The sequence below is a fragment of the Cronobacter muytjensii ATCC 51329 genome, from assembly GCF_001277195.1.
Lineage (GTDB): Bacteria > Pseudomonadota > Gammaproteobacteria > Enterobacterales > Enterobacteriaceae > Cronobacter > Cronobacter muytjensii.
In genome coordinates this window covers 1308785-1331258 of record NZ_CP012268.1, presented here as the reverse complement: position 1 = coordinate 1331258, position 22474 = coordinate 1308785, and the positions used below count along the sequence as shown (strand labels likewise).

Sequence of the window (22474 nt, the reverse complement as noted above, 5' to 3'; positions counted from 1 at the left end):
TTCTACGATAGTGGCTTCAGGCGGCGGTCTGCGCCATACGTTGCTCACGGTTTAAACTTTGCAGCGCGGATACATCGACAATCAGCGCCACGCTACCATCGCCCAGAATCGTGGCGGCCGAAATACCCGGCACCTTGCGATAGTTACTCTCAAGGTTTTTCACCACCACCTGGTGCTGGCCAATCAGCTGATCGACCAGCAGTGCATAACGGCGACCGGCGCTTTGCAGGATAACGACAATGCCCTGCGTCGCTTCGGTTTTGGCCCCTTGCACATCAAAGACTTTCCACAACTCCACCAGCGGCAGATATTCGCCACGCACTTCCAGTACGCGCTCGCCGCCTGCCAGCGGATGCAGATCTTCTTCACGCGGTTGCAGCGATTCCATTACCGCGTTCAACGGCAGAATAAAGACTTCTTCGTTTACCTTAACCGACATGCCGTCGAGGATCGCCAGCGTCAGCGGCAGCAGGATACGGATAGTCGTGCCCTGGCCCTGACGGGAGGCGATTTCCACATGGCCGCCCATCTCCTGAATATTACGTTTCACCACGTCCATGCCGACGCCGCGACCAGACACATCGGTCACCTGTTCGGCCGTGGAGAAGCCCGGGGCGAAAATGAGCATGCCCACTTCGTCATCGGTCATGCTTTCGCTGACGGCCATGCCCTGCGACATCGCTTTGGCAAGGATACGCTCGCGGTTAAGGCCGGCGCCGTCGTCGGTCACTTCGATACAGATGTTGCCGCCCTGATGCTCTGCGGAGAGGATCAGGTTGCCCACCGGGGATTTGCCTGCGGCGTCACGTTTTTCCGGCGATTCGATCCCGTGGTCGAGGCTGTTACGCACAAGGTGCGTTAACGGGTCGATAATGCGTTCGATAAGGCTCTTGTCGAGTTCCGTGGAGCTGCCCTGCAACGTCAGTTCAACCTGCTTGCCGAGTTTGCTCGCCAGGTCGCGCACCAGACGCGGGAAGCGGCTAAAGACATATTCCATCGGCATCATACGGATGGACATGACCGATTCCTGCAGATCGCGGGCGTTACGTTGTAACTGACTCATGCTGGTGATCAGGTCGCCGTGAGTGACCGGATCAAGCTCGTTGGAGCGCTGCTGAAGCATCGACTGAGTGATAACCAACTCGCCAACGAGGTTGATGAGCTGGTCGACTTTCTCAACCGCCACGCGAATACTGGTGTTTTCTTTTTCACGGGCCGGTTTGTTCTGCTCGGCGCGCGGGGCGCTGGCGGCAGGCGCTTTGGCGACCGGCGCGGCGACCGGTGCCGTCGGCGCAGGCGCAGCCTGAACCACTGGCTCTGCCGGGGCGGCAGGCGCAGGCTCGGCGGCCGGCAGCGGCAGGAATTCAATCTGGTCGATTTCGATGACGAAGCAGAGCACCGCGGTGATGTCATCCGCGCTGGCGCTGGTTTCGAGCGTCGCTATCAGGTGATCGTCCGCTTTCTCAATCTGGCTTAAGGTGCCGAGGTTGCCGAGTTCTTCCTGCAACAGTTCGGTCTCATTGCCTTTGAGTTTGCCAAGTTTGATGCGCAGCTTGCCGCCATCCGTGGTTGCGGCCGGTGCTGGGGCTGCGGTTTCTGTTTCGACAACAGAGAGTTTCGCCGCGGCCGCAGGCGCTTCGCCTTTGGCCTCGAGCGCCAGCTGACGCAGTGCCTGACAGATATATTCAAAGCTGGCTGCGTCCGGCTCCTGAGAGCTTTTATAAGCGTCAAGCTGTTCCTGCATAATATCTTTGGTTTCCAAAAACAGGTTGATGATGTCGGTGTTAAGTTGCATTTCACCCCGACGTGCTTCATCCAGCAGGTTTTCCATCAGATGGGTGGTTTCCTGCAGGATGGTGAAGCCAAAGGTCCCCGCTCCGCCCTTAATGGAGTGCGCGGCGCGGAATATGGCATTTAGCTGTTCGGCATCCGGCGCTTCGGGCACCAGATCGAGCAAATGCTGCTCCATGTCGGCCAACAGTTCGTCGGCCTCATCGAAAAATGTCTGATAAAAATCGCTAATATCCATACTCACGCTATCACCTCGTAACCGGTTCGGACGGTGTTGGGTTTGAGGCCGGGGGGACGGCGCCCGGTTGTTGTAAAACGCTCAGTGACTCATTTTCGCTTTCGGCGTTTTCATGCACGATGGCATCTTCCGACTGCTTGTTGAGCACCAGCAAACTTATCCGGCGGTTGAGGGCTTCATTCGCGCCTTTTTCCGCCAGTCGCATCGTGGCGGCCATGCCGACCACGCGCAGGACTTTGCCATCATCAAGCCCGCCGACAACCAGCTCGCGACGCGACGCGTTGGCGCGGTCTGCCGAGAGTTCCCAGTTGCTGTAACCGCGTTCGCCGTTGGCGTACGGGAAGTCATCGGTATGGCCTGACAGGCTCACTTTATTCGGTATCCCGTTCAGCACCGGCGCGATAGCGCGCAGAATGTCGCGCATGTAGGGCTCCACTTCGGCGCTGCCGGTTTTAAACATCGGCCGGTTCTGGCTGTCGATAATCTGAATGCGCAGCCCTTCCTGCACCAGGTCGATACGCAGATGCGGACGCAGCGCGCGCAGTTTCGGGTCGGCTTCGATCAGCTGATCCAGATCGCCGCGCAGTTTTTTCAGCCGGTTTTGCTCCATGCGTTTTTTCAGCTCGTCGATGTTCGGCGCTTTTTTCACTTCGCCCTGCGACTGCGTGACGTCATCTCCACCCCCCGGAATCGGGCTCTGGCTATCAGCGATACGCTGCCCGCCGGTGATGGCGGCTGACAGCGGCGTGCGGAAATATTCCGCAATCTGCGTCAGCTCTTTCGGACTGGCGATGGAGATAAGCCACATCACCAGAAAGAAAGCCATCATGGCGGTCATAAAGTCGGCGTAAGCAATTTTCCAGGAGCCGTGCGAACCGCCGCCGTGCCCTTTATGCTTGCGCTTTTTTACGATAACGACGGGGTGGTTGCTGTTTTTCATGCGTCTTCTGTCACCTGCTGCTGATTAGGCGATTTCACCGCGCGAACGTGTTCATCCAGCTCGGTGAAGGACGGACGCTCGCTTGAGTAGAGCGTCTTACGGCCAAACTCGACGGCGATCGGCGGCGCATAACCGTTAAGGCTGGAAAGCAGCGTCACTTTCACGCACTGCATCATCTTGGTGGTTTCGGCGCTCTTCTGGCGCAGCACGGTGGCGAGCGGCGACACAAAGCCGTAAGCCAGCAGGATGCCGAGGAACGTCCCCACCATCGCGTGGGCGATCAACGCGCCGAGCTCCGCCGCCGGACGGTCCGCAGACGCCAGCGCGTGCACCACGCCCATAACCGCCGCGACGATACCGAACGCCGGGAGTGAGTCGCCCATCAGCCCCAGGCTGTTGGCCGGCACTTCGGCTTCGCTTTCGTGCGTTTCGATCTCTTCGTCCATCAGCGCTTCAATCTCAAACGTGTTCATGTTGCCGCTGATGATGAGGCGCAGATAATCGGTAATGAATTCCAGCATGGTGTTGTCCGCCAGAATGCGCGGGTAGCTGGTGAAGATCTCGCTCTCTTTCGGATTCTCGATATCGCGCTCCAGGGAGAACATCCCCTGCTGGCGCGATTTGGTCATCAGGCGATACAGCAGCGCCATCAGATCCATGTACATACTTTTGGTGTATTTGGAACGGCGAAACAGCAGCGGCAGCGCTTTCACCGTAGCCTTAATCGCTTTTCCGTTATTACCGACGATAAACGCACCCACACCCGCTCCGCCGATAATAATTAACTCGGCGGGTTGATAGAGTGCACCAAGGTGGCCTCCGGTCATCATGTAGCCACCGAAAACCGTTCCCAGAATGACCAGGTAACCTATTAAAATCAGCACGACATCATCCTTCCGCTGTTGGCTATGGCGAGGACGTTCAGGTGAGCAGAAAACGTTGCCGGTTTAAGTTAGGAAAAAAAAAGCAGCGGCCTTTTGGGCCGCTGCTGGAGTGGTTTTCCACACCTATCCGGTTAAACGGCCTGTTCGACCTGTTCATCCAGCAGTTGTGGAATAATATCGGCAGCATCTCGCGAAAGTTTACGTCTTTTTACGGCGCGAGATGGCGGTTGGCACAGGCTGCACGCGAAGCTGCCAACCGGCTGGTGTGCATGGGTAATAAAATTGCCGCCGCAGCTGTTGCAACGGGATAATTCAAGCATTCCGCTGTCCACGAAACGAACCAGCGTCCAGGCGCGGGTGAGCGCCAGCAGCGGGCCTGCATCGTCTTCTTGCGGGCATTGCTCCAGGTACAGACGGTACGCTTTGATAACCGCGTCAACGCCTGAACATAACCCGGTGCGCAGCAGATACTGCCAGGCGTTACAGAACATCGAGGCGTGGATGTTCTGTTCCCAGGTCATGAACCAGTCCGTGGAAAAGGGCAACATACCTTTTGGCGGCGGGCTGCCCCGCAGCTCTTTATAAAGTTTAATGAGTCTACCGCGGCTAAGTTGCGTTTCACTTTCCAGCATCTGTAAACGTGCGCCAAGGGTAATGAGTTCCATGGCGAGCTGGATATCACGGGCTTCCTGAACAATGCTCTTGTCGGTCATAAATTACGCCCTTTTCTTCCGAGCGACGTCTTCGGTGCCGTTGGCCTCGTTGAGCAGACGCGTGGAGAGCAGAATACCAGTATGAATCTGTTGCAGATCGTCAACGCGTGATTCCTGCGTTAAACGCGTGATCGACTGATGATCCTGGAAGCGGAACTGACAGACGAGCTGATTGGTTTCAGCCAGTTTCACCATTTGCGGAAGAGTCAGGTCGCCAAGCGTGGACGCCATCTCTTCGCTGATTCCCAGACGAAACATCGCAGACGCTTTATCCTGACTGATCAAGCGCTGGGCCAGTAACAGATATGACAGGTTGATGTCATAAATATGTTTCAGTAACTCGGATGTATGCATTTTTCCCATCCAATAACAAACTATTATTTTCAAGCGGCGAAGCCGCACCCCGTGATGTCGCCGGGCAAATCCCGGTAAAAAAATAAATCGTTACGGCCAAAATGCATCGGTGAAACCAGACTTGTCGGTGGAGATTATCCCCGTCAAATTCGAGTTATCCCTGGCAGGCTCCGTGCACGCCTTTCATCATTTCCTTACACTTACTTAAGATTTTTCCTAAATCGAGCAAATCGTACTCGGCGGACATCATTCACACAATGTGCAGATGAAAAGATTTTGGAAAAAGTGTGACGAGTATCACACATTTTCGGAAAAAGTCACCAAAAAAACATCAGAATCGCTTTTATTTTGTTCAAAAAATAACCAATCAGGCGGATGGCAATGCGTAAAATTCCGAATATTCACTCCCTCTACACTGCCATGTAGCGCCCGGTTATACTTTCTGACAGCAATTATTTAACCCTGCCTGGTTACCGAGGGTCACTATAAAAGAAACAGTACTCGCGGGGGAGTACTTAAATCAACTTAATATTTAAAATCAGTAAGTTAACTTAAATATTCGCAAGCGTGCTAATCATGCGTTGCCGAAGAGAAAGTGGTCGGATTTGTAATAAGTCGCGGTGCGCAACTGTGTTACAAAATGTTACAAGGAAGGAATAAGAGCCTGAATATTCTTTTGATTAGAATACCTAATGTATTTAAATGAACCGCTGTGCCGTTCAAATTTCGTCCTTGCGCCCATTATGGGCGTCGTTGTCCTGCTATAAGATCATCGCTGTTCCCTGCTGTTTTCTCTTATGTGACAAGGATATCTCTATGAGCTACTCGCATGTGCTGGTTGCCGTGGCCGTCACGCCGGAAAGCCACCGCCTTCTCGACCGCGCCGTTTCCCTGGTGAAACCTGTTAATGGCAAAGTCTCCCTTATTACTATCGCCACAGATCCGGAACTCTTTAATCAAATGTCGGCTCCGATGCTCGAAAATTTGCGTGAAGTCATGTTTGAGGAGACGCACACCTTCCTTGAGGCTCTCAAAACCGCAGCGGGATACCCGATTGAAGAGACCATCATCGCGAGCGGCGAACTCGGAGAATATATTCACGATATATGTGAAAAAAATGACATCGACCTGGTCATTTGCGGTAATCACAACCAGAGTTTCTTCAGCAAGGCGGTCTGTTCGGCGAAAAGCGTGCTGGCAGCCAGCAGGAGAGATCTTCTGCTGGTGGCGCTGGATTAACGAAGGGTTGCGCCCGGGCGGCGTGCCCGGGCGCAGAGACGGCCATCAGGCCAGTTTCGGGAAGGTCGCCACTTTCTGTTGCAGCTCACGTTCAGGGCTGCGTGGCGCTATCTGCTTTAGATCCTGGATAAAGGCCTCCTGCCAGTGGTTGATGTCGTTTTTACGGACAATCTCCAGCATCTCGCTGTGACGGGCGATACGCTCCGCCAGCGGCATTTTCAGCGCGCGGTCGAGCGCCGCCGCCACGTCATCACGATCGTATGGGTTAACCAGCAGGGCGGCGGTCAGTTCATTGGCAGCGCCGGCGAACTGCGACAGTACCAGCACGCCGGGGTTTTCCGGGTCCTGCGCGGCCACGTATTCTTTCGCGACCAGATTCATCCCGTCACGCAGCGGCGTTACCAGCCCGACATCGGAATAGCGGAAAACTTTCATCAGCAGCTTACGATCGAAGTGCTGATTGAGGTAATAGAGCGGCGTCCAGCCGAGCTGACCGTAGCGGCCATTGATACGCCCGGCCTCGGTCTCCAGCTGATGACGGATATCCTGATACGCCTGCACATCGCCGCGCGACGTAGGCGCAATCTGGGTGTAGCGGATTTTACCGTGGTGCTCCGGGTATTTCTCAAGCAGCGTTTCGAAGGCCTGGAAGCGCTCCGGAAGCCCCTTGGAATAGTCGAGACGCTCTACCGAGAAAATGTTCTTCACGCTGGCAAGTTCGGCTTTGAGCTGGGCAAGCTTCGGCGGCAGCGGGCCTGCGGACGCCTGCGCTATCTCTTCCGGCTCGATACCAATCGGATAGACCTGTGTGCGGAACGTTTTACCGTAGGCGGTGTGTTCACCATCGCTGTTGGTGGAAAGGTGCGTCTGCATCGCGAGGCAGTCCAGGAAAGCGACGCGATCGTTTTCCGTCTGGAAGCCCAGCAGATCGTAATCGCAAAGCTGTTCCAGCAGTTCGGTATTGGTCGGCAGCGCGTTGAAAATTTCCGGGGTTGGGAACGGGATATGCAGGAAGAAGCCGATGCGGTTATTGACGCCGCGCTTGCGCAGCTCGCTTGCAAATGGCAGCAGATGATAATCGTGGATCCACAGGTTGTCATCCGGCTCAATCAGCGGCTTAAGTTTATCCGCCAGCAGGCTGTTGACGCGCAGATAGCCCTCCCAGGCTTCGCGCTGGAAATTCACCAGATCCAGACGGTAGTGGAACGCAGGCCACAATACGCCGTTGGAGAACTGATTGTAATACTGGTCGTGATCCTGCTCGCTCAGGTTAAATGACGCCCAGGTAATATTGTCACGGGTGACTTTTTTAAGCGGGGCATCCTCATTGCCGATTTCACCGCTCCAGCCAAACCACAGGCCGCCTGCTGCTTTCAGCGCTCCCAGTATCCCTACCGCGAGGCCCCCTGCGCTGCTCTTTTTATCATCCGGCGGGGCAATACGATTAGATACTACGACTAAGCGACTCATAGCCTTCTCTCCTTTTATTCAAAATTTTTTTTTCTTGTTCTTGATGTTGAGCAACGTGTTCCAGCCAGGCGTGAACGGACGGGACATCGGCGAGGTGCCATTTCGCCTGGGTATCCCCCTGCCCGACTTTCACGCTAATGCCATTAAGCTGGTTCACGATATAGAACCCGGCTTCGTCGGTAAGGTCATCACCGACAAAAACCGGCACGCGGCCTGCGAACGGCGCTTCATTCATGAATGCCTCGATAGCCGCGCCCTTATTAATGCCCAGTGGTTTTAACTCCACTACGCATTTACCCGGTTGCAGACCCAGCTGCTTATGTTCGCTCGCAATGCTTTCCGCCAGCGCCTTAATCTCTTCTTCATACTCCGGCGCGCCGCGATAATGCAGCGCGAAAGCCATTCCCTTTGCCTCAAGTTCGGTACCTGGCATCGTTGCCAGCGCCGCTTCCAGCTGCTGATGCAGATGCGCGACAAGTGTCTGCGGCAGCGTCACGACATGATGCTGACCACGGATATCACGACGCTCGGCCCCGTGGACCCCGGCCAGCGGAAAATGGTGCGGCGCGGCAAGTTGGTCCAGCTCCGTCATGGAACGTCCTGAAATCAATGCCAGGGCTCCGTTATTCATGTCGGCGAGTTTTTGCAGCAGGCGACGAACATCGGAAGGGATGAACACTTGATCGGGATGCGGCTTGATGTCGGCAAGCGTGCCGTCAAGGTCGAAAAAAAAGGCAAGATTTTCGCGGTCTACGGGCGGTACAGCTAACTCTTCGGCCACCAGTGTTTCCTCCTCTCCTTGCGGGTTAAACAGCTAACCCTGAGGTTATCTGATAGTTTTACTGACCGTGTAAGTATAGACAGTGTGACGAGTGTCGCCATTCGGCAACGCTTTCCGCCTGTCTGAAAAACAGGTCGGAAAGCGTTTTTGCGGGGGGAAACAGGCAGGAAAAAACGTTACGCGACGCGTTTCGCTTTTTGTTTATAACGGTCGAAAATCACTGCTGCCAGCAGGATCAGACCGCGTACCACATACTGTGCGAAGGGCGAGATATTGAGTAAATTCATGGCGTTTTCGACAGTGCCGAGGATCAGGATACCCGCGACAACATACGAGATTTTTCCTATGCCGCCTTTCAGAGAAACGCCACCCAAAACGCACGCGGAGATGACAATCAGTTCATAACCGATAGAGGTCATCGGCTGACCGCTGGTCATACGCGAAGCGAGAATAATGCCTGCCGCGGCGGACACCAGCCCGGAGAGCACGAAGATAATGATTTTGGTGCGTACAACCGGCACGCCTGCGAGCCGCGCGGCCTCTTCATTGCCGCCAATCGCCAGCGTGTTGCGCCCGAACGTGGTTTTATTGAGCAGAAAACCAAACACAATCAGGCAGGCCACCGTCAGCCAGATAGGGGCTGGCAGCCCAAGCCAGTTAGCATAGCCGAGGGTAAAGAAGCTTTCGTCTTCGATGCCCACCGCTTTACCGTCAGAGATGATATACGCAAGGCCGCGCACAATCTGCATCGTGGCGAGCGTAGTGATAAGCGCGTTGATTTTAAGCTTCGCGATAACAAAGCCGTTAACCAGCCCGCTTGCGACGCCGAGCAACAGACCTGCCGCCACGCCAAGCCACAGGCTTTCGGTCATGTTGATGACCACCGCCGTGGTCACGCCCGCGCAGGCGATAACTGACGCCACCGAAAGGTCGAAATCGCCGGAGGCGAGGCAGAACAGCATACCGCAAGCCACCATCCCGGACATGGAGATAGCGAGACCGAGGCCTTTCATATTGATAAAGGTGGCGAAGTTCGGCACGAAGATAGCGCACGCGAGGAACAGCACGGCGAAGACCACCAGCATGCCGTACTGATCCCAGATGCGACCCACGGAGAATGAGGACTTCGGCGCACCGGATGTGGTTAGTGATGACATAATTTCTCCTTACTTAAGCGACAGCCTGGTGGGTTTTAGGCATCGCGAGGCTGAGCGCCATGGATTCGCTGGCCTCCTCATGCAGTAATTCACCGGCGATTTCGCCTTCGCGCATCACAAGAATGCGGTCAGCCACGCCGAGGACCTCCGGCAGATCGCTGGAGGCGAAGAGCACCGCCACCCCCTGAGCCGCCAGCGCGTATATCACGTTGTAGATTTCATGCTTCGCCCCGACGTCAATCCCACGGGTCGGCTCATCGAGCAGGATCACTTTCATCTCTTCCGACAGCCAGCGGCCCAGTATGGCCTTCTGTTGATTGCCGCCGGAGAGATTCATAATCAGCTGCTCAGCGCCGGGGGTTTTGATATTCAGTGAGCGAATATGATGGCGGGCGTTTTCCTGCTCCCAGCCGTTGTTAATAAGGCAGCCCGCGCTGATGTGCTTGCGACGCGCGCTGATGTTGATGTTGTCCTGCACCGAATGCACCGGGATGATGCCATCAGCCTTGCGATCTTCCGGACAGAGCATCATGCCTGCGCGAATCGCGTCGCCCGGCGCGCGGATAGCCACCGGTTCGCCGTCGATCAACACCCGGCCGCTGGTGATACGCGTACCGCCGAACATGCCTTTCATTAATTCGCTACGCCCGGCGCCCACCAGCCCGAAGAGGCCGACGATTTCGCCGCTCCTGACGCTTAAGCTCACCGGCGCGCGCACGCCCGGCGCTTTCACCGCGTCGAGACGCAGCCGCTCCGGGCCATATTCACGCGGCTGCCAGCCGTAGATATCGCCGAGATCGCGCCCGACCATCGCCTGCACCAGGCTGTCGTGGTTGACCTGTTGCATATCGCTGAAGGTGCGCACGTAACGGCCATCTTTAAAGACCGTGATGGCGTCGCTTAAGGCGAAAATCTCCTCCATGCGGTGCGAGACGTACAGAATCACGCGCCCTTCTTTACGCAGCTCACGAATAACGCGGAACAGGTGTTCGATTTCACGCGCCGAAAGCGAACTGGTCGGCTCGTCGAACGCGATAATTTTGGCGTTGCGCGCCAGCGCCTTGGCGATTTCCACCATCTGCCACTGGCCGATGGAGAGATATTTCAGCGGCGTCTGCGGATCGATATCGAGCCCCAGATGCTCAAGCTGCAGCTTCGCCTCATAGTTGAGGAGCGAGCGATTAACTATCCCGGCCTTATGGGGGATCTGGCCTAGATAGATGTTTTCCGCCACGCTCATCTCCGGCACCAGATGCAGCTCCTGGTAGATGATGGCGACGCCCGCGTTCAGCGCCGCCGTGGTGTCGTTAAACGTGACCTCTTCGCCTTTAATGGCGATCGAGCCGGTGGTCGGCGCGTAGTTGCCGCTGAGAATTTTCAGCAGCGTCGATTTACCGGCGCCGTTTTCGCCCATCAGCGCGTGGACCTGGCCTGCGTGGCAGTCAAAGCTGATATCGGAAAGCGCCTTCACGCCGGGAAAGGTTTTCCCGATGCCGCGAAACGAGAGATAGGGTGAAGATGTCTGCATGAAACCTCCGGGCCACTCAAAAAGCGGGCGCGCACGCGCGCCTGAACCGCGATAAATCGCCCATTACTTGCCGCCGAGACCTTTTTTCGCCAGTTCCTCTTTAAAGTTATCGCGGGTGATCAACACCACGTCGGTGACTTCGGTGAATTTCGGCGGCTCAGCGCCTTTGGTGACCCAGTTGTAGAGCATTTCGCTGGATTTATAGCCGTGGACGTCCGGGCTTGGCAGCAACGAGCCGTAGAAGCCGGTGGCCTGCGCTTTGGAAAGTTCGCTTACCGCGTCCACGCCGTTGATACCGATGCCGATAACGTCAGCCGCTTTAAAGCCCTGCCCTTCAGTGGCGCGCACGCCGCCCAGCACGGTGTTGTCATTCATACCGACCACCAGCCAGTGTTTCACTTCCGGGTGCTGAACCAGCATGGAGTTGGCGGCGTCGAACGCGCCGGGGATGTCGTTGGATTTGGTCGGGACTTTATAGATCTGTTTTTCCGGGAAACCGGCTGCTTTCAGCGCGTCCATCGAACCCGTGGTGCGGCGGCGCGCGGTGTCGAGCTCATCGGCGGTGATTGCCATGACGGCGGTCTCTTTCACATCCCAGCCGCGTTTTTGCATCTCTTTATAGAGTTCCTGCCCCTGACGCTCGCCGATTTTGGTCGCGGCCATCATGACCAGCGGCACGGTTTCCATCGGTTTGCCTTTGGCGGTGACGAACTGATCATCGACCGCGATAACTTTCATGTCGTAGCCGCGTGCCTTGGCGACAATCGCCGAGCCGAGTTTCGGATCCGGCGTACAGATAACAAAGCCTTTGGCGCCGCTTGCCGCAAGGCTGTCGATGGCGTTCAGGGTTTTCTCCCCGTCCGGCACCGCGATTTTGATAACCTCGAAACCGAGATCTTTGCCCGCTTTATCGGCGAATTTCCATTCGGTCTGGAACCACGGCTCTTCAGGCTGTTTCACCAGAAAACCGAGCTTCATGGTCTCGGCGATAGCGGATTGTGACATAACGGCGGCGAGCCCGATGGCCGCCAGCGCTTTAGTAAATTTGTGCATGGTTATCTCCAGCTTTAGCTTTCTTTTATGCAGGGTAAAAACCTGATAAGGTTCTTTTAATCGGACAGAAAACAACGCATTAGCCGTTCACTCCTGGAAGCGGCGATTGCTGGAGATAGTTTTAGCGGGAAATTAATTCTCCATAGGAGAGCGAAATCACATCATGGAATTACAGTGATTGCGTACATAAATACAGCAAAATCGGGCATAAATTTCGCCCGATATGTATGATGATTAAGAGTGGGCTTAGCAGATATCTCCATAAGCCCAGCCGGGGAATCCCTGAACGTTACCAGTGCGTGACCAGTCCGCCTTCCGGGCCGAAGAGAGGATCGCGCGGCGGCTTTGTCACCTGTGCCACCTGGCGACGCGTTTGCGGCAACTGCGCAGGTTCATCAAGGAATTTATCGGGGGACAGCCCATCAGGATAAGCGCCCACCGCCATGAAGTCGGGGCTGGCGTCGATTTGCTTATGCCCGACGCCCGCCGGGATCAGCACCGCGTCGCCTGCGCGCAGCGTCACCACCGGGCCCGCTTCGCCGCCAAGCTGGATCTGCGCCTCGCCCGCATAGATGCCGAGCACCTCATGGGTGTTGGTGTGAAAGTGGGTATAGGTGAACACCGGATAGCGCCAGCGCGCGGGCCACTGGTGCTGCGCGAAGCGCTGCTCAAACCAGACGGCGCGATCGTCCGTTCCTTCGGGGGCCGCCTGCCGGTAGAGAAGCACCGGCAGCGCGTTATTGGGCACGCCCCCGCAGGGCTCGCGCAGATAAAGCGTTTCACACGATGGGGTCATATTCTTCTCCTTTCGCAAACGTCAGGTAAGTATAGCCCGCCATGCTATGCCGCTTTACCAGGGGTAATAGATATGGTCGGCGTGATCGCGCGCGGCGGCTTCATCGCCGGTTAAACGCGCCGCGACGGTCAGCGCAAAGTCAAAGACGCGCCCGAGTCCTTTGCCGCTGATGAGATTGCCGTCTTCCATCACCGGCGCATCGACATACTCCCCGTCCTGCACCGCCTGCCACAGCTCGCCCGAGCAGACATAGCGGCGGCCTTTCAGCAGTCCGTTGCCGCCCAGTACGCGCGCGGCGGCGGAGCAAATGGGGCAGATAAGTTTTCCGGCGCTGTCGTGGCGCGCGACAAAGTCGATTACCTGCGGGTCCGCCGCCAGATTAACGCTGCCCTGCGGGCCGCCCGGCAGGATCACCGCGTCGTAGGTTTCATCAAATCGCACGGCGAGGAGCGCATCCGCCACCAGCGGAATAGCGTGGTAGCTCACCACCGCGCGCGTTTCGGCGCAGGCGAGCGTTTCCACCTCAATGTTTAGCCGTCGTAATATATCGATAGTGACAATGGCTTCTCCCTCTTCAAATCCTGGCGCCAGCAGCACCGCCGCTCGTTTCATTTCTCGCTCCTGTTATATGTACGTAAATGCGTTCGTTTTTCCGGGCTGGCTAAATAATGAAACATTGTTTCATTAATAATCCGGCGCTGCGTCACGTTTTGAGAAAGAAACGGTTGGAGTGGCAAAAGCCCCCATTTATACCAGGCTTAATACATCAGGAAAATAACGCACGCTTCTGTAGTGACGGTTGACAAGTGGCGGCCCGCCGGGATGTAGCAGGCCGGAAGCGCGCTTGTCGTGGTCAATGACCGTCCTCTCTTAAACCTGTCAATAAGGATATTTATATGGCTCCCATCAGCGTGGTGCAGAAACTGAATGCACAAATGAATAAGGAGTTTTATGCATCGAATTTGTGCCTGTATTACAGCGACTGGTGCGCGCAGCAAAGCCTCAATGGCAGCGCGACGGTATTGCGTCATCAGGCGCAACATAATGTGACGCAAATGATGCGTTTATTCGATTATCTGAAGCAAACCGGCGCCAATCCGGTGCTCGGCGCTTTGAAATCGGTGAAGCCCGACTGCTTAAGCCTTGAGGCGATTTTCCACCAGATGCAGGAAGAACTGACCGGGCGCCGCGCGGCGCTGACGCGCCTGATGAGCGAGGCGCACACCGCGCGCGACGAGGCGACACTCGCGATGCTCAGCGAATTCGAAAATGAGCTGCGCCAGGATGAGGCGCTGCTGGAGACTATCCTGCGTGAACTCGCAAGCGCCCGTAAAGCGGGTCTGTGCGCCGAAGAGGCGGACCAGCGCCTGCTGGGGATGATGGAACAGATGCAGTAAAATGTCTTGTAATGCCCCCGCGCCCTCTACCGAGGGCGCTGTCGTTTCTGCCGTTTGCCCTCCTCCCCGCCCCGGCCCGACGTTAATCATAAGTTAACAATGTACTGTTTTTGTTAGGTTTTTATAAATCCGATCTGGCTCCCAATGGTTATCCACACAATTTGCAATGCTTAAGCGATTCACCCAACGTTGTGTGGCAGGAGCCTTATGATCACCCTCGAATTTATCGTCATTATTCTGTGTCTGCTGGCCGGCACCCGCTTCGGCGGGATGGGGCTTGGCTTAATCAGCGGCATCGGGCTGTTTCTTTTAACCTTTATCTTTGGGCTGGAGCCGGGCAAGCCGCCGGTGGACGTGATGCTGACCATCCTTGCGGTGATCGGCTGCGCCGCTACGCTGCAAACCGCAGGCGGGCTGAACGTGATGATGCAGTTCGCCGAGCGGCTGTTGCGCCGTCACCCGCAGCACATCACGCTGCTGGCGCCCCTCACCACCTGGACGCTGACCTTTTTATGCGGCACCGGGCACGTGGTTTACACCATGTTCCCGATCATTGCGGATATCGCGCTGAAGAAAAATATTCGCCCCGAGCGACCGATGGCGGTGGCGTCCGTCGCCTCGCAGATGGCGATCACCGCCTCGCCGGTATCGGTCGCGGTGGTGTCGCTGGTCTCGATTCTCGGTGCGCAGCACGGCATCGGCGAGGCGTGGAGCATTCTGGAGATCCTGGCGGTGTCGGTGCCCGCCTCGCTGTTCGGCGTGCTCATCGCCGCCCTCTGGAGCCTGAAACGCGGTAAAAATCTGGACGACGACGAGGCGTTTCAGGCGCGCCTGCGCGATCCGAAACAGCGTGAGTTCATTTATGGCGGCAATGAAACGCTCATGAACCAGCGCTTTGACAAACACGCCTGGTGGTCGACCTGGATTTTCTTTGCCGCCATTGCGCTGGTGGTGCTGCTCGGCGCGCTGCCCGCGCTGCGCCCGGCGTTTGAGGTAAAAGGTAAAATCGCCCCGCTCTCCATGAATCTGGTGATTCAGATGATGATGTTGATCGCAGGCGCCGTGATGCTGGTGGTCTGTAAGGTCAACGCGGCGTCTGTCTCCAGCGGTGCGGTGTTCAAAGCCGGGATGGTGGCGATTTTCTCTGTGTTCGGCGTGGCATGGATGAGCGATACATTTTTTCAGGCGCATCTCGCGGAACTGAAAATGGCGCTGGAAGGCGTGGTGAAGAGCCACCCGTGGACCTACGCGCTGGTGCTGTTTCTGGTCTCCAAGCTGGTAAACAGCCAGGCCGCGGCGCTGACCGCCGTCGCGCCGATGGGGCTGATGCTCGGCGTGGAGCCGAAAATGCTGGTAGCGTTTTTCCCGGCCTCTTACGGTTACTTCGTGCTGCCGACTTACCCGAGCGACCTGGCGTGCATTGGCTTTGATCGCTCCGGTACAACCCGCATTGGCAAATTCATCTTAAACCACAGCTTTATTCTGCCCGGTCTGATTGGCGTCAGCTGCGCCTGCGCCGCCAGCTACCTGCTGGTGACGCTTTTCTTCTGATCGTATTTCTTTAACAGGGCGGCCTGCGGGCCGCCTGCACAAATCTTCCAGACTGTTGTTAACGATTCGTTATGCTAGAGTTTCCTTTCGCAGGAGACGCTATGGCAAAAGACTGGATTGAACTACGACAGCACGCTGACACCGGCATCGAAACCATCCGCGCGCACTTCGAAGGCCACGCCTACGATCCGCACTGGCACGACAGCTATCTGGCAGGCGTGACGCTCTCCGGCACCCAGCAGTTTCACTGCCGCCGGGAGCGGCATTACAGCACGCCCGGCGCCGCCTTTCTGCTGGAGCCCGGCGAGACCCACGACGGCGACGCGCCGCTCGCGGGCGGTTTTACCTATCTCACCTTTTATCTGGATGCGCGCTGGCTGCGCGACACGCTCGGCGGGCTTTACGCCACGCTGCCGGACAGTTACGAGCTGCGCTTCGCCCACACGATTGCCCGCGATCCGGTTCTCACGCACACCATCGCCACCACCTTCAACACGCTGCATCAGGATGAGATGCGTATTGTGCAACAGGGCGTGATGGATAATTTGCTTAATCAGCTGACGCACCACTGTCAGTGGCGCAAGCGGCTGCCCGGTGAGATCCGCGACGCGCGCATGGCCCAGCGCGCCCGTGATTATCTGTTTGCGCACATCGGTGACAATATCGGGCTGGCGGAGCTGGCGCAGGCGCTCAATACCGACCGCTTCACGCTCTCGCGCAGTTTCAAGCACGCCTTCGGCATGGCGCCGCACGCCTGGCTGGTTCAACTGCGTCTCGCCCGCGCCAGAACGCTGCTTGCGCGCGGTATGATGCCCGCCGACGTCGCGGCCGCGCTCGGTTTTTCCGATCAGAGCCATCTGGGCCGCTGGTTCCAGCGCGCCTACCGGCTCTCGCCAGCCCACTACCGCAAACTCTGCACGAATCTTCCAGACCCGGCGCGCTGATCCCCCGAAGATAGCGGCTCAGATAACCGGGAGATCTTATGAGCCTGCTTTCACAACAGCTGCCGTTTTTATGCTTCGCTTTTGTCGCCTCGATTACGCCGGGGCCGACGAACATTCTTATCTTCACCAACAGCCAGCGCTACGGCGCGCGGGCGACGCTGCCCGCCGTGGCGGGCGCCTGTTTCGCCTCAAGCGCAATTGTACTGCTGTGCGGCGTCGGCCCTGGCGAGGCGCTGCGTCACGCGCCGTGGCTGGCGCGACTGATGGCGCTCACAGGCGCGCTGTGGCTCACCTGGATGAGCTGGCAACTGTTCCGGGCGCCCGCCGTGACGCTTGCAGGCGACGCGTCGCGTCCGTTCAGCGCGCAGGCGGCGGCCGCATTACAGCTGATCAACCCGAAAACCTGGATGATGGCGATGGCGGTGGTGACGGTATTTGCGCCGCATGAGGGCCGCGCGTTTTTCACGCTCGCGTTTCAGGCGCTGGGCTTTCTGGTGATTTCGCTGGCCTGTCTTGCCGCCTGGGCATGGCTTGGATGCGGCGTTCATCGTGTGTTTCGCAGTGAGAAAGCGCTGGTGCGTTTTCAACAGGTGATGGCGCTCTGGCTGCTGACCAGCGCCTGGATGGGTTTCTTTCACTGACAACGGCCCCCGGAAGGGGCCGCTTTTCTTAGTGCGCGTCGCTCTGCGGGGTAAAGCGCAGTTCAATGAGCGCCACCGCTTTTTGAATGGCGCGCAGCGTCACCGGATCGGCGGAAGGATGGCCTGCAAAATCGATGCTTTTCAGCTGGCTGGCCATTTTTTCGCGCACTTCCACCGGCGCGATAACGTCGATGACGTCGAGGATCTGTTTGATAACCAACTGGCAGGCGACCACGTCGGAAACCAGTTCATCTTCGGCGGTGAGGGGCTGTGACATTACGTTCTCCTTAGCTTGAAGCCGCACATAGTAACGGCAAAGCCCGGCGAATGCGAACGTGACGCCAGAGACGCATAAAATGAACCGTGATTTCAGAAGGCAAAAAACAGGGGTTTGCGATTGAGACAGCCGCGAGTATAACGTGAGCGTCAGGCATAAAAAAACCTGCCCGGCGGCAGGTTTTTTTATCAGAACATCCCGGCTGGCGGAACGTCTTTAAAAGTTTTGCAGTAGTTTTCAAACATGCTTTTGAGGATCTTGCGCAGTTTCATAAAGGCTCCGAATTTGTTCATTCTGGTTAGCGGGTTGCCGCAGCCCAATAATATGACCTGCATCACAAAAATCAACCATTTTGTGATTAAAATCACGCCATTTAGTTAATGAGAATGGGCGTTATGTTAATAAAATGCTGATAATTCCGGCGCTTAACGATTATGCTTTTTGGTTAAAATTTATAAAAATAGTTTAGGGAGCGGGCATGGGTCAGAATATGGCGAAGGCAGGTACCGGGGGCATCTCTCCCGCCGCGCTGCTGGTGGCTGGCGCCTTTTTTATGGAATTCCTCGATGGAACGGTGATCGCCACCGCCCTGCCGACGATGGCGCAGACGTTCGGCGTTGAGGCCGTCGCGCTCAATATCGGCATCAGCGCGTATCTGCTCACGCTGGCGGTGCTGATCCCGGCCAGCGGCTGGATTGCCGATCGTTTCGGCGCGCGCAAAGTGTTTACCCTGGCGCTCGGCATTTTTACCGGCGCGTCGGTGCTGTGCGGTCTCGCGGATTCGCTGGAGACGTTCGTGCTGATGCGAATATTACAGGGCGCGGGCGGCGCTCTGATGGTGCCGGTCGGGCGGCTCGCGGTGCTGCGCGTGACGCCAAAACATCAGCTTATTACCGCTATCGCCACGCTCACCTGGCCTGCGCTGGTAGCGCCGATTATCGGGCCGCCGCTCGGCGGGTTTATCACCAGCTACGCCAGCTGGCGCTGGATCTTCTTTATTAACCTGCCCGCCGGGCTGCTGGCGATGGCGCTCGCCTGGCGTATTATCCCGGATAACCACGATGACGAGCGCCGCCCGTTCGACACGCCGGGATTTATCGCCACTGCGCTGGCAATGGTGGCGCTGGTAAGCGCTATGGAGATGCTGGCCGCGCGCGACACCAGCACCGGGCTTGCCGTCGCCCTGCTGCTCGCGGGAACCGGCGCGCTGGTTTTCGCGCTGCGTCATTTTCGCCGCGCGCCGTTCCCGATGATTCGCCTCAATGCGCTGGCCGTACCGACGTTTCGGGTGACGATGTATGGCGGCTCGCTGTTTCGCGCCTCGATAAGCGCCGTTCCCTTTTTACTGCCGCTGCTGTTTCAGGTGGGTTTCGGGATGGACGCGTTTCACTCCGGGCTGCTGGTGCTGGCAGTATTCGCCGGTAATCTGACGATCAAGCCCGCCACCACGCCGCTTATCCGCTGGCTTGGCTTCAAAAATCTGCTGCTGATTAACGGCCTGCTGAACGTGCTGGCGCTGCTCGCCTGTGCGCTACTGACGCCACAAACGCCGGTATGGCTTATTCTGCTGATCCTGTTTCTGGGCGGGGTGTTTCGTTCGATTCAGTTTACCGGCATCAGCACGCTGGCGTTTGCCGATGTGCCCGCAGGGGAAATGAGCTACGCCAATACGCTGTTCAGCACGGCAACACAGCTCGCCGTCGGTCTTGGGGTCACGCTCGGCGCCATCGGCATCCGGCTTGGCGAGATGATAAGCGGGGCCTTTTTTACAGCGGATATTCCGGGCGTGAGCTTCCGGCTGGCGTTTGTGATGATTGCGCTGATAAGCCTCGCCGGCATGATCGATACGCTGAGGCTCGCCACGCATGCCGGCAGCAGCGTTTCCGGCAAACAGGCATAAAAAAAGCCAGCCCACGGGCTGGCCTTTTTATCAGGCGTGATTAGCCAAGGAGGCCGCGCACGAAATCTTCAATCTCTTTATCCTGGCAGTTATCGAAGAAACACTGCTGGAAACGCTCGCCGGAGACAGCGGTTTTCACCAGTTCAGGGTCGATGGCGCGCAGGGTGTCGAGATAGTTGTCTTTCACCACGGCCGCTTTCACCTGGTTGAGAATGCCCGCATTACGCACCTGCGGCTCTTTACGCTCCGGCGGGTAGCCTTCGCCTTTGCGCCCGGTAAAGGCTTTTTCAAAGATGAAGCGCACGTTGAGTTCAGCGCCCCAGCCGAAGCCTTTCGCAAACGGCAGCGCCAGCGCGTTGCCGTTGTTGATCTGCGCGAACAGGAAGGCATCCGCCGGATCGATGCAGTAACCGCACACCACGCCCGGATGAATATTCAGGGACATCAGCGCGCCCTGACCGGTGCCGCAGCCGGTGACCACGAAATCCACCGCTCTGGAATTCAGCAGGATGCTCGCCATGATCCCGAGGTGGATGTAGGTCAGGTGATGATCGTTCTCATCGCTCATGCCGACGTTGTACACCGGGAACGCTTTCTCATCCGCCACCGCTTTCAGCTCTTTATAGATGATTGCGTTTTTGGCCGCCTGACTGTTTTCCATCATCAGTGCAATTTTCATTGGGTTGTCTCCTGAAAAGGCTATGAATAGCAAACTGTGAACTCACCATACTATCCACCAAACGCACTTTCAAATTAAATGAAAGATTGTTTTAAAAAATAGCGTGAGGTTCACAGTTTTCTATCACACAGCCCGGCTCAGAAGGTTTCCCAGTTTTCGCTGGCAGCGACGCTTTTCGGCTCAGCCGCGCTGACCAGCGCAGGCCGCACCAGCGGTGCGGATACAGCAGCTTTAACGCGTTCAGTCTGACCGCGCAGGCGGAACAGCCCTACCACCTCGGTAAGATGTCCGGCCTGACGCTCCAGATCGTTTGATGCCAGCACGGACTGCTGCACCAGTTGCACGTTCTGTTGCGTGACAGCATCCATCTCTTTAACCGCCACGCCAACCTGACTGATGCCGTCACTCTGCTCTCCGGAGGCGCTGGCGATTTCGCCCATGATGTCGTTGACCTGGCGCACCGCGACCAGGATCTGATCCATCGCTTCGCCCGCCTTTTTCACCTGACCGGAGCCAGTCTGGATATTAGCGACGGACTCGTTAAGCAGCGTTTCAATCTCTTTCGCGGCCTGAGCGCTGCGGCTCGCGAGATTGCGCACTTCGCCCGCTACCACCGCAAAGCCACGGCCCTGCTCGCCCGCGCGTGCCGCCTCCACTGCCGCGTTAAGCGCAAGGATGTTAGTCTGGAATGCAATACTGTTGATAACCGTGGTGATATCGACGATCTTGCTGGAGCTGCTGGAGATCCGCGACATGGTTTCCATCACCTCTTTCACGGAGGCGCCCCCCGCCTGCGCCGTGCGCGTGGCGTTGCCGGCGAGCGTGCTGGCATGGCTCGCGTTTTCCGCGTTGAGTTTTACCGTGCTGCTGAGCTGCTGCATGCTGGAGCTGGTTTGCTCCAGCGCGGCCGCCTGCTCTTCGGAGCGCGTGGAGAGTTCGTTATTAACACCGGTGACCTCTCCCGCATGGCTGCGGATACTGTCTGCGCTCGCGCGAATAGCGCTGACGGTTTTTTCCCAGTTATCCTGCATGCGCTGAATATAAGGCACCATCAGCCCCACGCAGTTGCTGCCAAGGTCCTGCAGCTTCACTTCCAGATTGCCGTCCGCCAGTACGTTCAGGTGCCCACGAATTATCTCCACGGGGCGTACCAGACAGAAATAAAGATAACGCTCCATCAGCACGGTAAGGGCGATACTGCCCACGACCGAGAGGCTTAATATTAATTGAGTGGTGTCGACCCAGCCTGCCTGCTCAGGCGTCAGTTTAAGACTATCTTCCAGGTGATGTAGAAACCAGAGCGTCGCTCCGGAGACCCCCACCCAGGCGATGGTTGATAAGAGTAAGACCCATACGACCATCGCGCGGATTTTAACGTTACGAATAAAATTCATAGTAAATTCCCGGTGTTAAGAAGCCGTCCCTGAGCGAATCATGACGGTATCTGTCCCTGTCTTCCCTGTACTTCTGTATGTCACAGATGAAGACTTACCGTATCGTAGTTGTCGGCCTGGTTACCTAAAACTTAAGCAGTGAAACAATAAAGTTAAGTAATTATTTAAAATCACCTTACGTTATTGATGGGTAAAAGCGCGGGAAATGGGGTGAACCGTGGGCTTTTCCGGCGATTGACGCACGCCGGCACGTGGCATGATGCTAATAAGGCAAACTTTGTGAGAAAACCGATGCGCAAGGTCATTTTAATTACCGCTCTGCTCGCGCTGGGCGGCTGCACCATTACCAAAACGCCGGAAGTGGTCGGCGGCAGTAAAGTTACCGGCACCGTCAGGCTCGGCATCAGCGAACAACCGCTGCAACATGCGAAAGTCGATAACTACGTCGCCCAGTCGATTGCGAATCGTCAGTGTCAGGACTGGGGCTACGCCGTAGCCGAAGCCTATGGCGCGCCGGTAAAAACGTGCTCTGTCGTGACCGGCACGCAATGCATGACCGAATCGATCGTGCTGGAATATCAGTGCCGCGGCTTCACCATCAATAACCGCGCCGTCGGCGGCTGGTAACTGCGCTTTACAGCCACCGGCGTCAGGCGGTGGCTGTGTTTACTTTTCGCCGGGTCAGAGAGGCTTTACGCTTTTGCGGCCATTCTTATCCCATTATTTAGCGTTTATTTCTTCCGCTTA

The 22474-nt window shown here is 56.9% G+C and carries 23 protein-coding genes; 7 read left to right on the top strand and 16 right to left on the bottom strand.

The genetic code is table 11. From position 1 onward, the window contains the following. Positions 1–16: 16 nt before the first annotated feature. The 5 genes from cheA to flhD all read right to left on the bottom strand — a co-directional run bounded on the left by cheA (position 17) and on the right by flhD (position 4920). The gene (gene cheA / locus AFK63_RS06160; protein ID WP_038862276.1) at positions 17–2029 is read right to left on the bottom strand and encodes a chemotaxis protein CheA; all 2013 of its coding nucleotides are present in this window, start codon (positions 2027–2029) and stop codon (positions 17–19) included. Positions 2030–2039: 10 nt separating this feature from the next. After that, positions 2040–2969: a flagellar motor protein MotB gene (gene motB / locus AFK63_RS06155; protein ID WP_038862275.1), complete on the bottom strand. Its 930-nt coding sequence runs from the start codon at positions 2967–2969 to the stop codon at positions 2040–2042. After that, positions 2966–3853, bottom strand: a complete 888-nt coding sequence (gene motA, locus AFK63_RS06150; RefSeq protein WP_038862274.1) for a flagellar motor stator protein MotA — start codon at positions 3851–3853, stop codon at positions 2966–2968. Before motA ends, motB begins: the two co-directional genes overlap by 4 nt. Before the next feature lie 131 nt (positions 3854–3984). After that, entirely contained in the window at positions 3985–4566 is a 582-nt protein-coding gene (gene flhC / locus AFK63_RS06145) for a flagellar transcriptional regulator FlhC (RefSeq protein ID WP_038862271.1), read from the bottom strand. Positions 4567–4569: 3 nt separating this feature from the next. Continuing rightward, positions 4570–4920 carry a flagellar transcriptional regulator FlhD gene (flhD, locus tag AFK63_RS06140; RefSeq protein WP_015741652.1) on the bottom strand — a complete coding sequence of 117 codons (351 nt, stop codon included), beginning with the start codon at positions 4918–4920 and terminating at the stop codon, positions 4570–4572. Positions 4921–5736: 816 nt separating this feature from the next. Here flhD and uspC point away from each other — a divergent pair. Then, on the top strand, positions 5737–6159 hold the full coding sequence (uspC, locus tag AFK63_RS06135) for a universal stress protein UspC (RefSeq protein WP_038862269.1): 423 nt from the start codon (positions 5737–5739) through the stop codon (positions 6157–6159). Between the two features lie 45 nt (positions 6160–6204). Here the strand turns inward: uspC and otsA are convergent, their stop codons facing one another. The 7 genes from otsA to AFK63_RS06100 all read right to left on the bottom strand — a co-directional run bounded on the left by otsA (position 6205) and on the right by AFK63_RS06100 (position 13556). After that, a complete protein-coding gene (gene otsA, locus AFK63_RS06130) occupies positions 6205–7629 on the bottom strand; it encodes an alpha,alpha-trehalose-phosphate synthase (protein ID WP_038862268.1) in 1425 nt (474 codons plus the stop codon). Further along, on the bottom strand, positions 7604–8410 hold the full coding sequence (otsB, locus tag AFK63_RS06125; RefSeq protein ID WP_038862267.1) for a trehalose-phosphatase: 807 nt from the start codon (positions 8408–8410) through the stop codon (positions 7604–7606). Before otsB ends, otsA begins: the two co-directional genes overlap by 26 nt. A gap of 176 nt (positions 8411–8586) precedes the next feature. Next, positions 8587–9567, bottom strand: coding sequence for an arabinose ABC transporter permease AraH (araH, locus tag AFK63_RS06120; protein WP_007769772.1), 981 nt, complete (start codon positions 9565–9567; stop codon positions 8587–8589). A 13-nt stretch (positions 9568–9580) separates the two neighbouring features. After that, positions 9581–11095, bottom strand: coding sequence for an L-arabinose ABC transporter ATP-binding protein AraG (araG, locus tag AFK63_RS06115; RefSeq protein ID WP_038862265.1), 1515 nt, complete (start codon positions 11093–11095; stop codon positions 9581–9583). A gap of 63 nt (positions 11096–11158) precedes the next feature. Further along, positions 11159–12148, bottom strand: coding sequence for an arabinose ABC transporter substrate-binding protein AraF (gene araF, locus AFK63_RS06110; protein ID WP_004384880.1), 990 nt, complete (start codon positions 12146–12148; stop codon positions 11159–11161). A 289-nt stretch (positions 12149–12437) separates the two neighbouring features. After that, a complete protein-coding gene (locus AFK63_RS06105; RefSeq protein ID WP_038862264.1) occupies positions 12438–12944 on the bottom strand; it encodes a cupin domain-containing protein in 507 nt (168 codons plus the stop codon). Positions 12945–12998: 54 nt separating this feature from the next. Further along, positions 12999–13556, bottom strand: coding sequence for a DJ-1/PfpI family protein (locus AFK63_RS06100; RefSeq protein ID WP_038862262.1), 558 nt, complete (start codon positions 13554–13556; stop codon positions 12999–13001). A 284-nt stretch (positions 13557–13840) separates the two neighbouring features. Between AFK63_RS06100 and AFK63_RS06095 the strand changes: the two genes are divergently transcribed. From AFK63_RS06095 to AFK63_RS06080, 4 genes are all read left to right on the top strand, one after another. Next, on the top strand, positions 13841–14341 hold the full coding sequence (locus tag AFK63_RS06095) for a non-heme ferritin-like protein (protein ID WP_038862260.1): 501 nt from the start codon (positions 13841–13843) through the stop codon (positions 14339–14341). 207 nt (positions 14342–14548) lie between these two features. After that, a complete protein-coding gene (locus AFK63_RS06090) occupies positions 14549–15892 on the top strand; it encodes an anaerobic C4-dicarboxylate transporter (RefSeq protein WP_038862258.1) in 1344 nt (447 codons plus the stop codon). Positions 15893–15993: 101 nt separating this feature from the next. After that, the gene (locus AFK63_RS06085; protein ID WP_038862257.1) at positions 15994–16836 is read left to right on the top strand and encodes an AraC family transcriptional regulator; all 843 of its coding nucleotides are present in this window, start codon (positions 15994–15996) and stop codon (positions 16834–16836) included. Between the two features lie 38 nt (positions 16837–16874). Beyond that, entirely contained in the window at positions 16875–17477 is a 603-nt protein-coding gene (locus AFK63_RS06080) for a LysE family translocator (protein WP_038862256.1), read from the top strand. Positions 17478–17505: 28 nt separating this feature from the next. Here AFK63_RS06080 and AFK63_RS06075 read toward each other — a convergent pair whose 3' ends face one another. Together AFK63_RS06075 and azuC are read right to left on the bottom strand one after the other, a co-directional pair. Further along, positions 17506–17754 (bottom strand): DUF2766 family protein, encoded by a 249-nt coding sequence (locus AFK63_RS06075; RefSeq protein ID WP_038862255.1) that lies wholly within the window; start codon positions 17752–17754, stop codon positions 17506–17508. Positions 17755–17942: 188 nt separating this feature from the next. Beyond that, positions 17943–18026, bottom strand: coding sequence for a stress response protein AzuC (gene azuC / locus AFK63_RS21170; RefSeq protein ID WP_015386592.1), 84 nt, complete (start codon positions 18024–18026; stop codon positions 17943–17945). A 206-nt stretch (positions 18027–18232) separates the two neighbouring features. Between azuC and AFK63_RS06070 the strand changes: the two genes are divergently transcribed. Continuing rightward, positions 18233–19654: an MFS transporter gene (locus AFK63_RS06070; RefSeq protein ID WP_038862254.1), complete on the top strand. Its 1422-nt coding sequence runs from the start codon at positions 18233–18235 to the stop codon at positions 19652–19654. A gap of 40 nt (positions 19655–19694) precedes the next feature. Here AFK63_RS06070 and AFK63_RS06065 read toward each other — a convergent pair whose 3' ends face one another. Then, positions 19695–20333: an RpiB/LacA/LacB family sugar-phosphate isomerase gene (locus AFK63_RS06065; RefSeq protein WP_038862252.1), complete on the bottom strand. Its 639-nt coding sequence runs from the start codon at positions 20331–20333 to the stop codon at positions 19695–19697. A gap of 137 nt (positions 20334–20470) precedes the next feature. Continuing rightward, the gene (locus AFK63_RS06060; protein WP_038862251.1) at positions 20471–21727 is read right to left on the bottom strand and encodes a methyl-accepting chemotaxis protein; all 1257 of its coding nucleotides are present in this window, start codon (positions 21725–21727) and stop codon (positions 20471–20473) included. A gap of 279 nt (positions 21728–22006) precedes the next feature. Here AFK63_RS06060 and yecR point away from each other — a divergent pair, with 279 nt between their 5' ends. Continuing rightward, complete coding sequence (yecR, locus tag AFK63_RS06055) at positions 22007–22354, top strand: YecR family lipoprotein (protein WP_038862245.1); 348 nt, start codon at positions 22007–22009, stop codon at positions 22352–22354. Positions 22355–22474 lie beyond the last annotated feature (120 nt).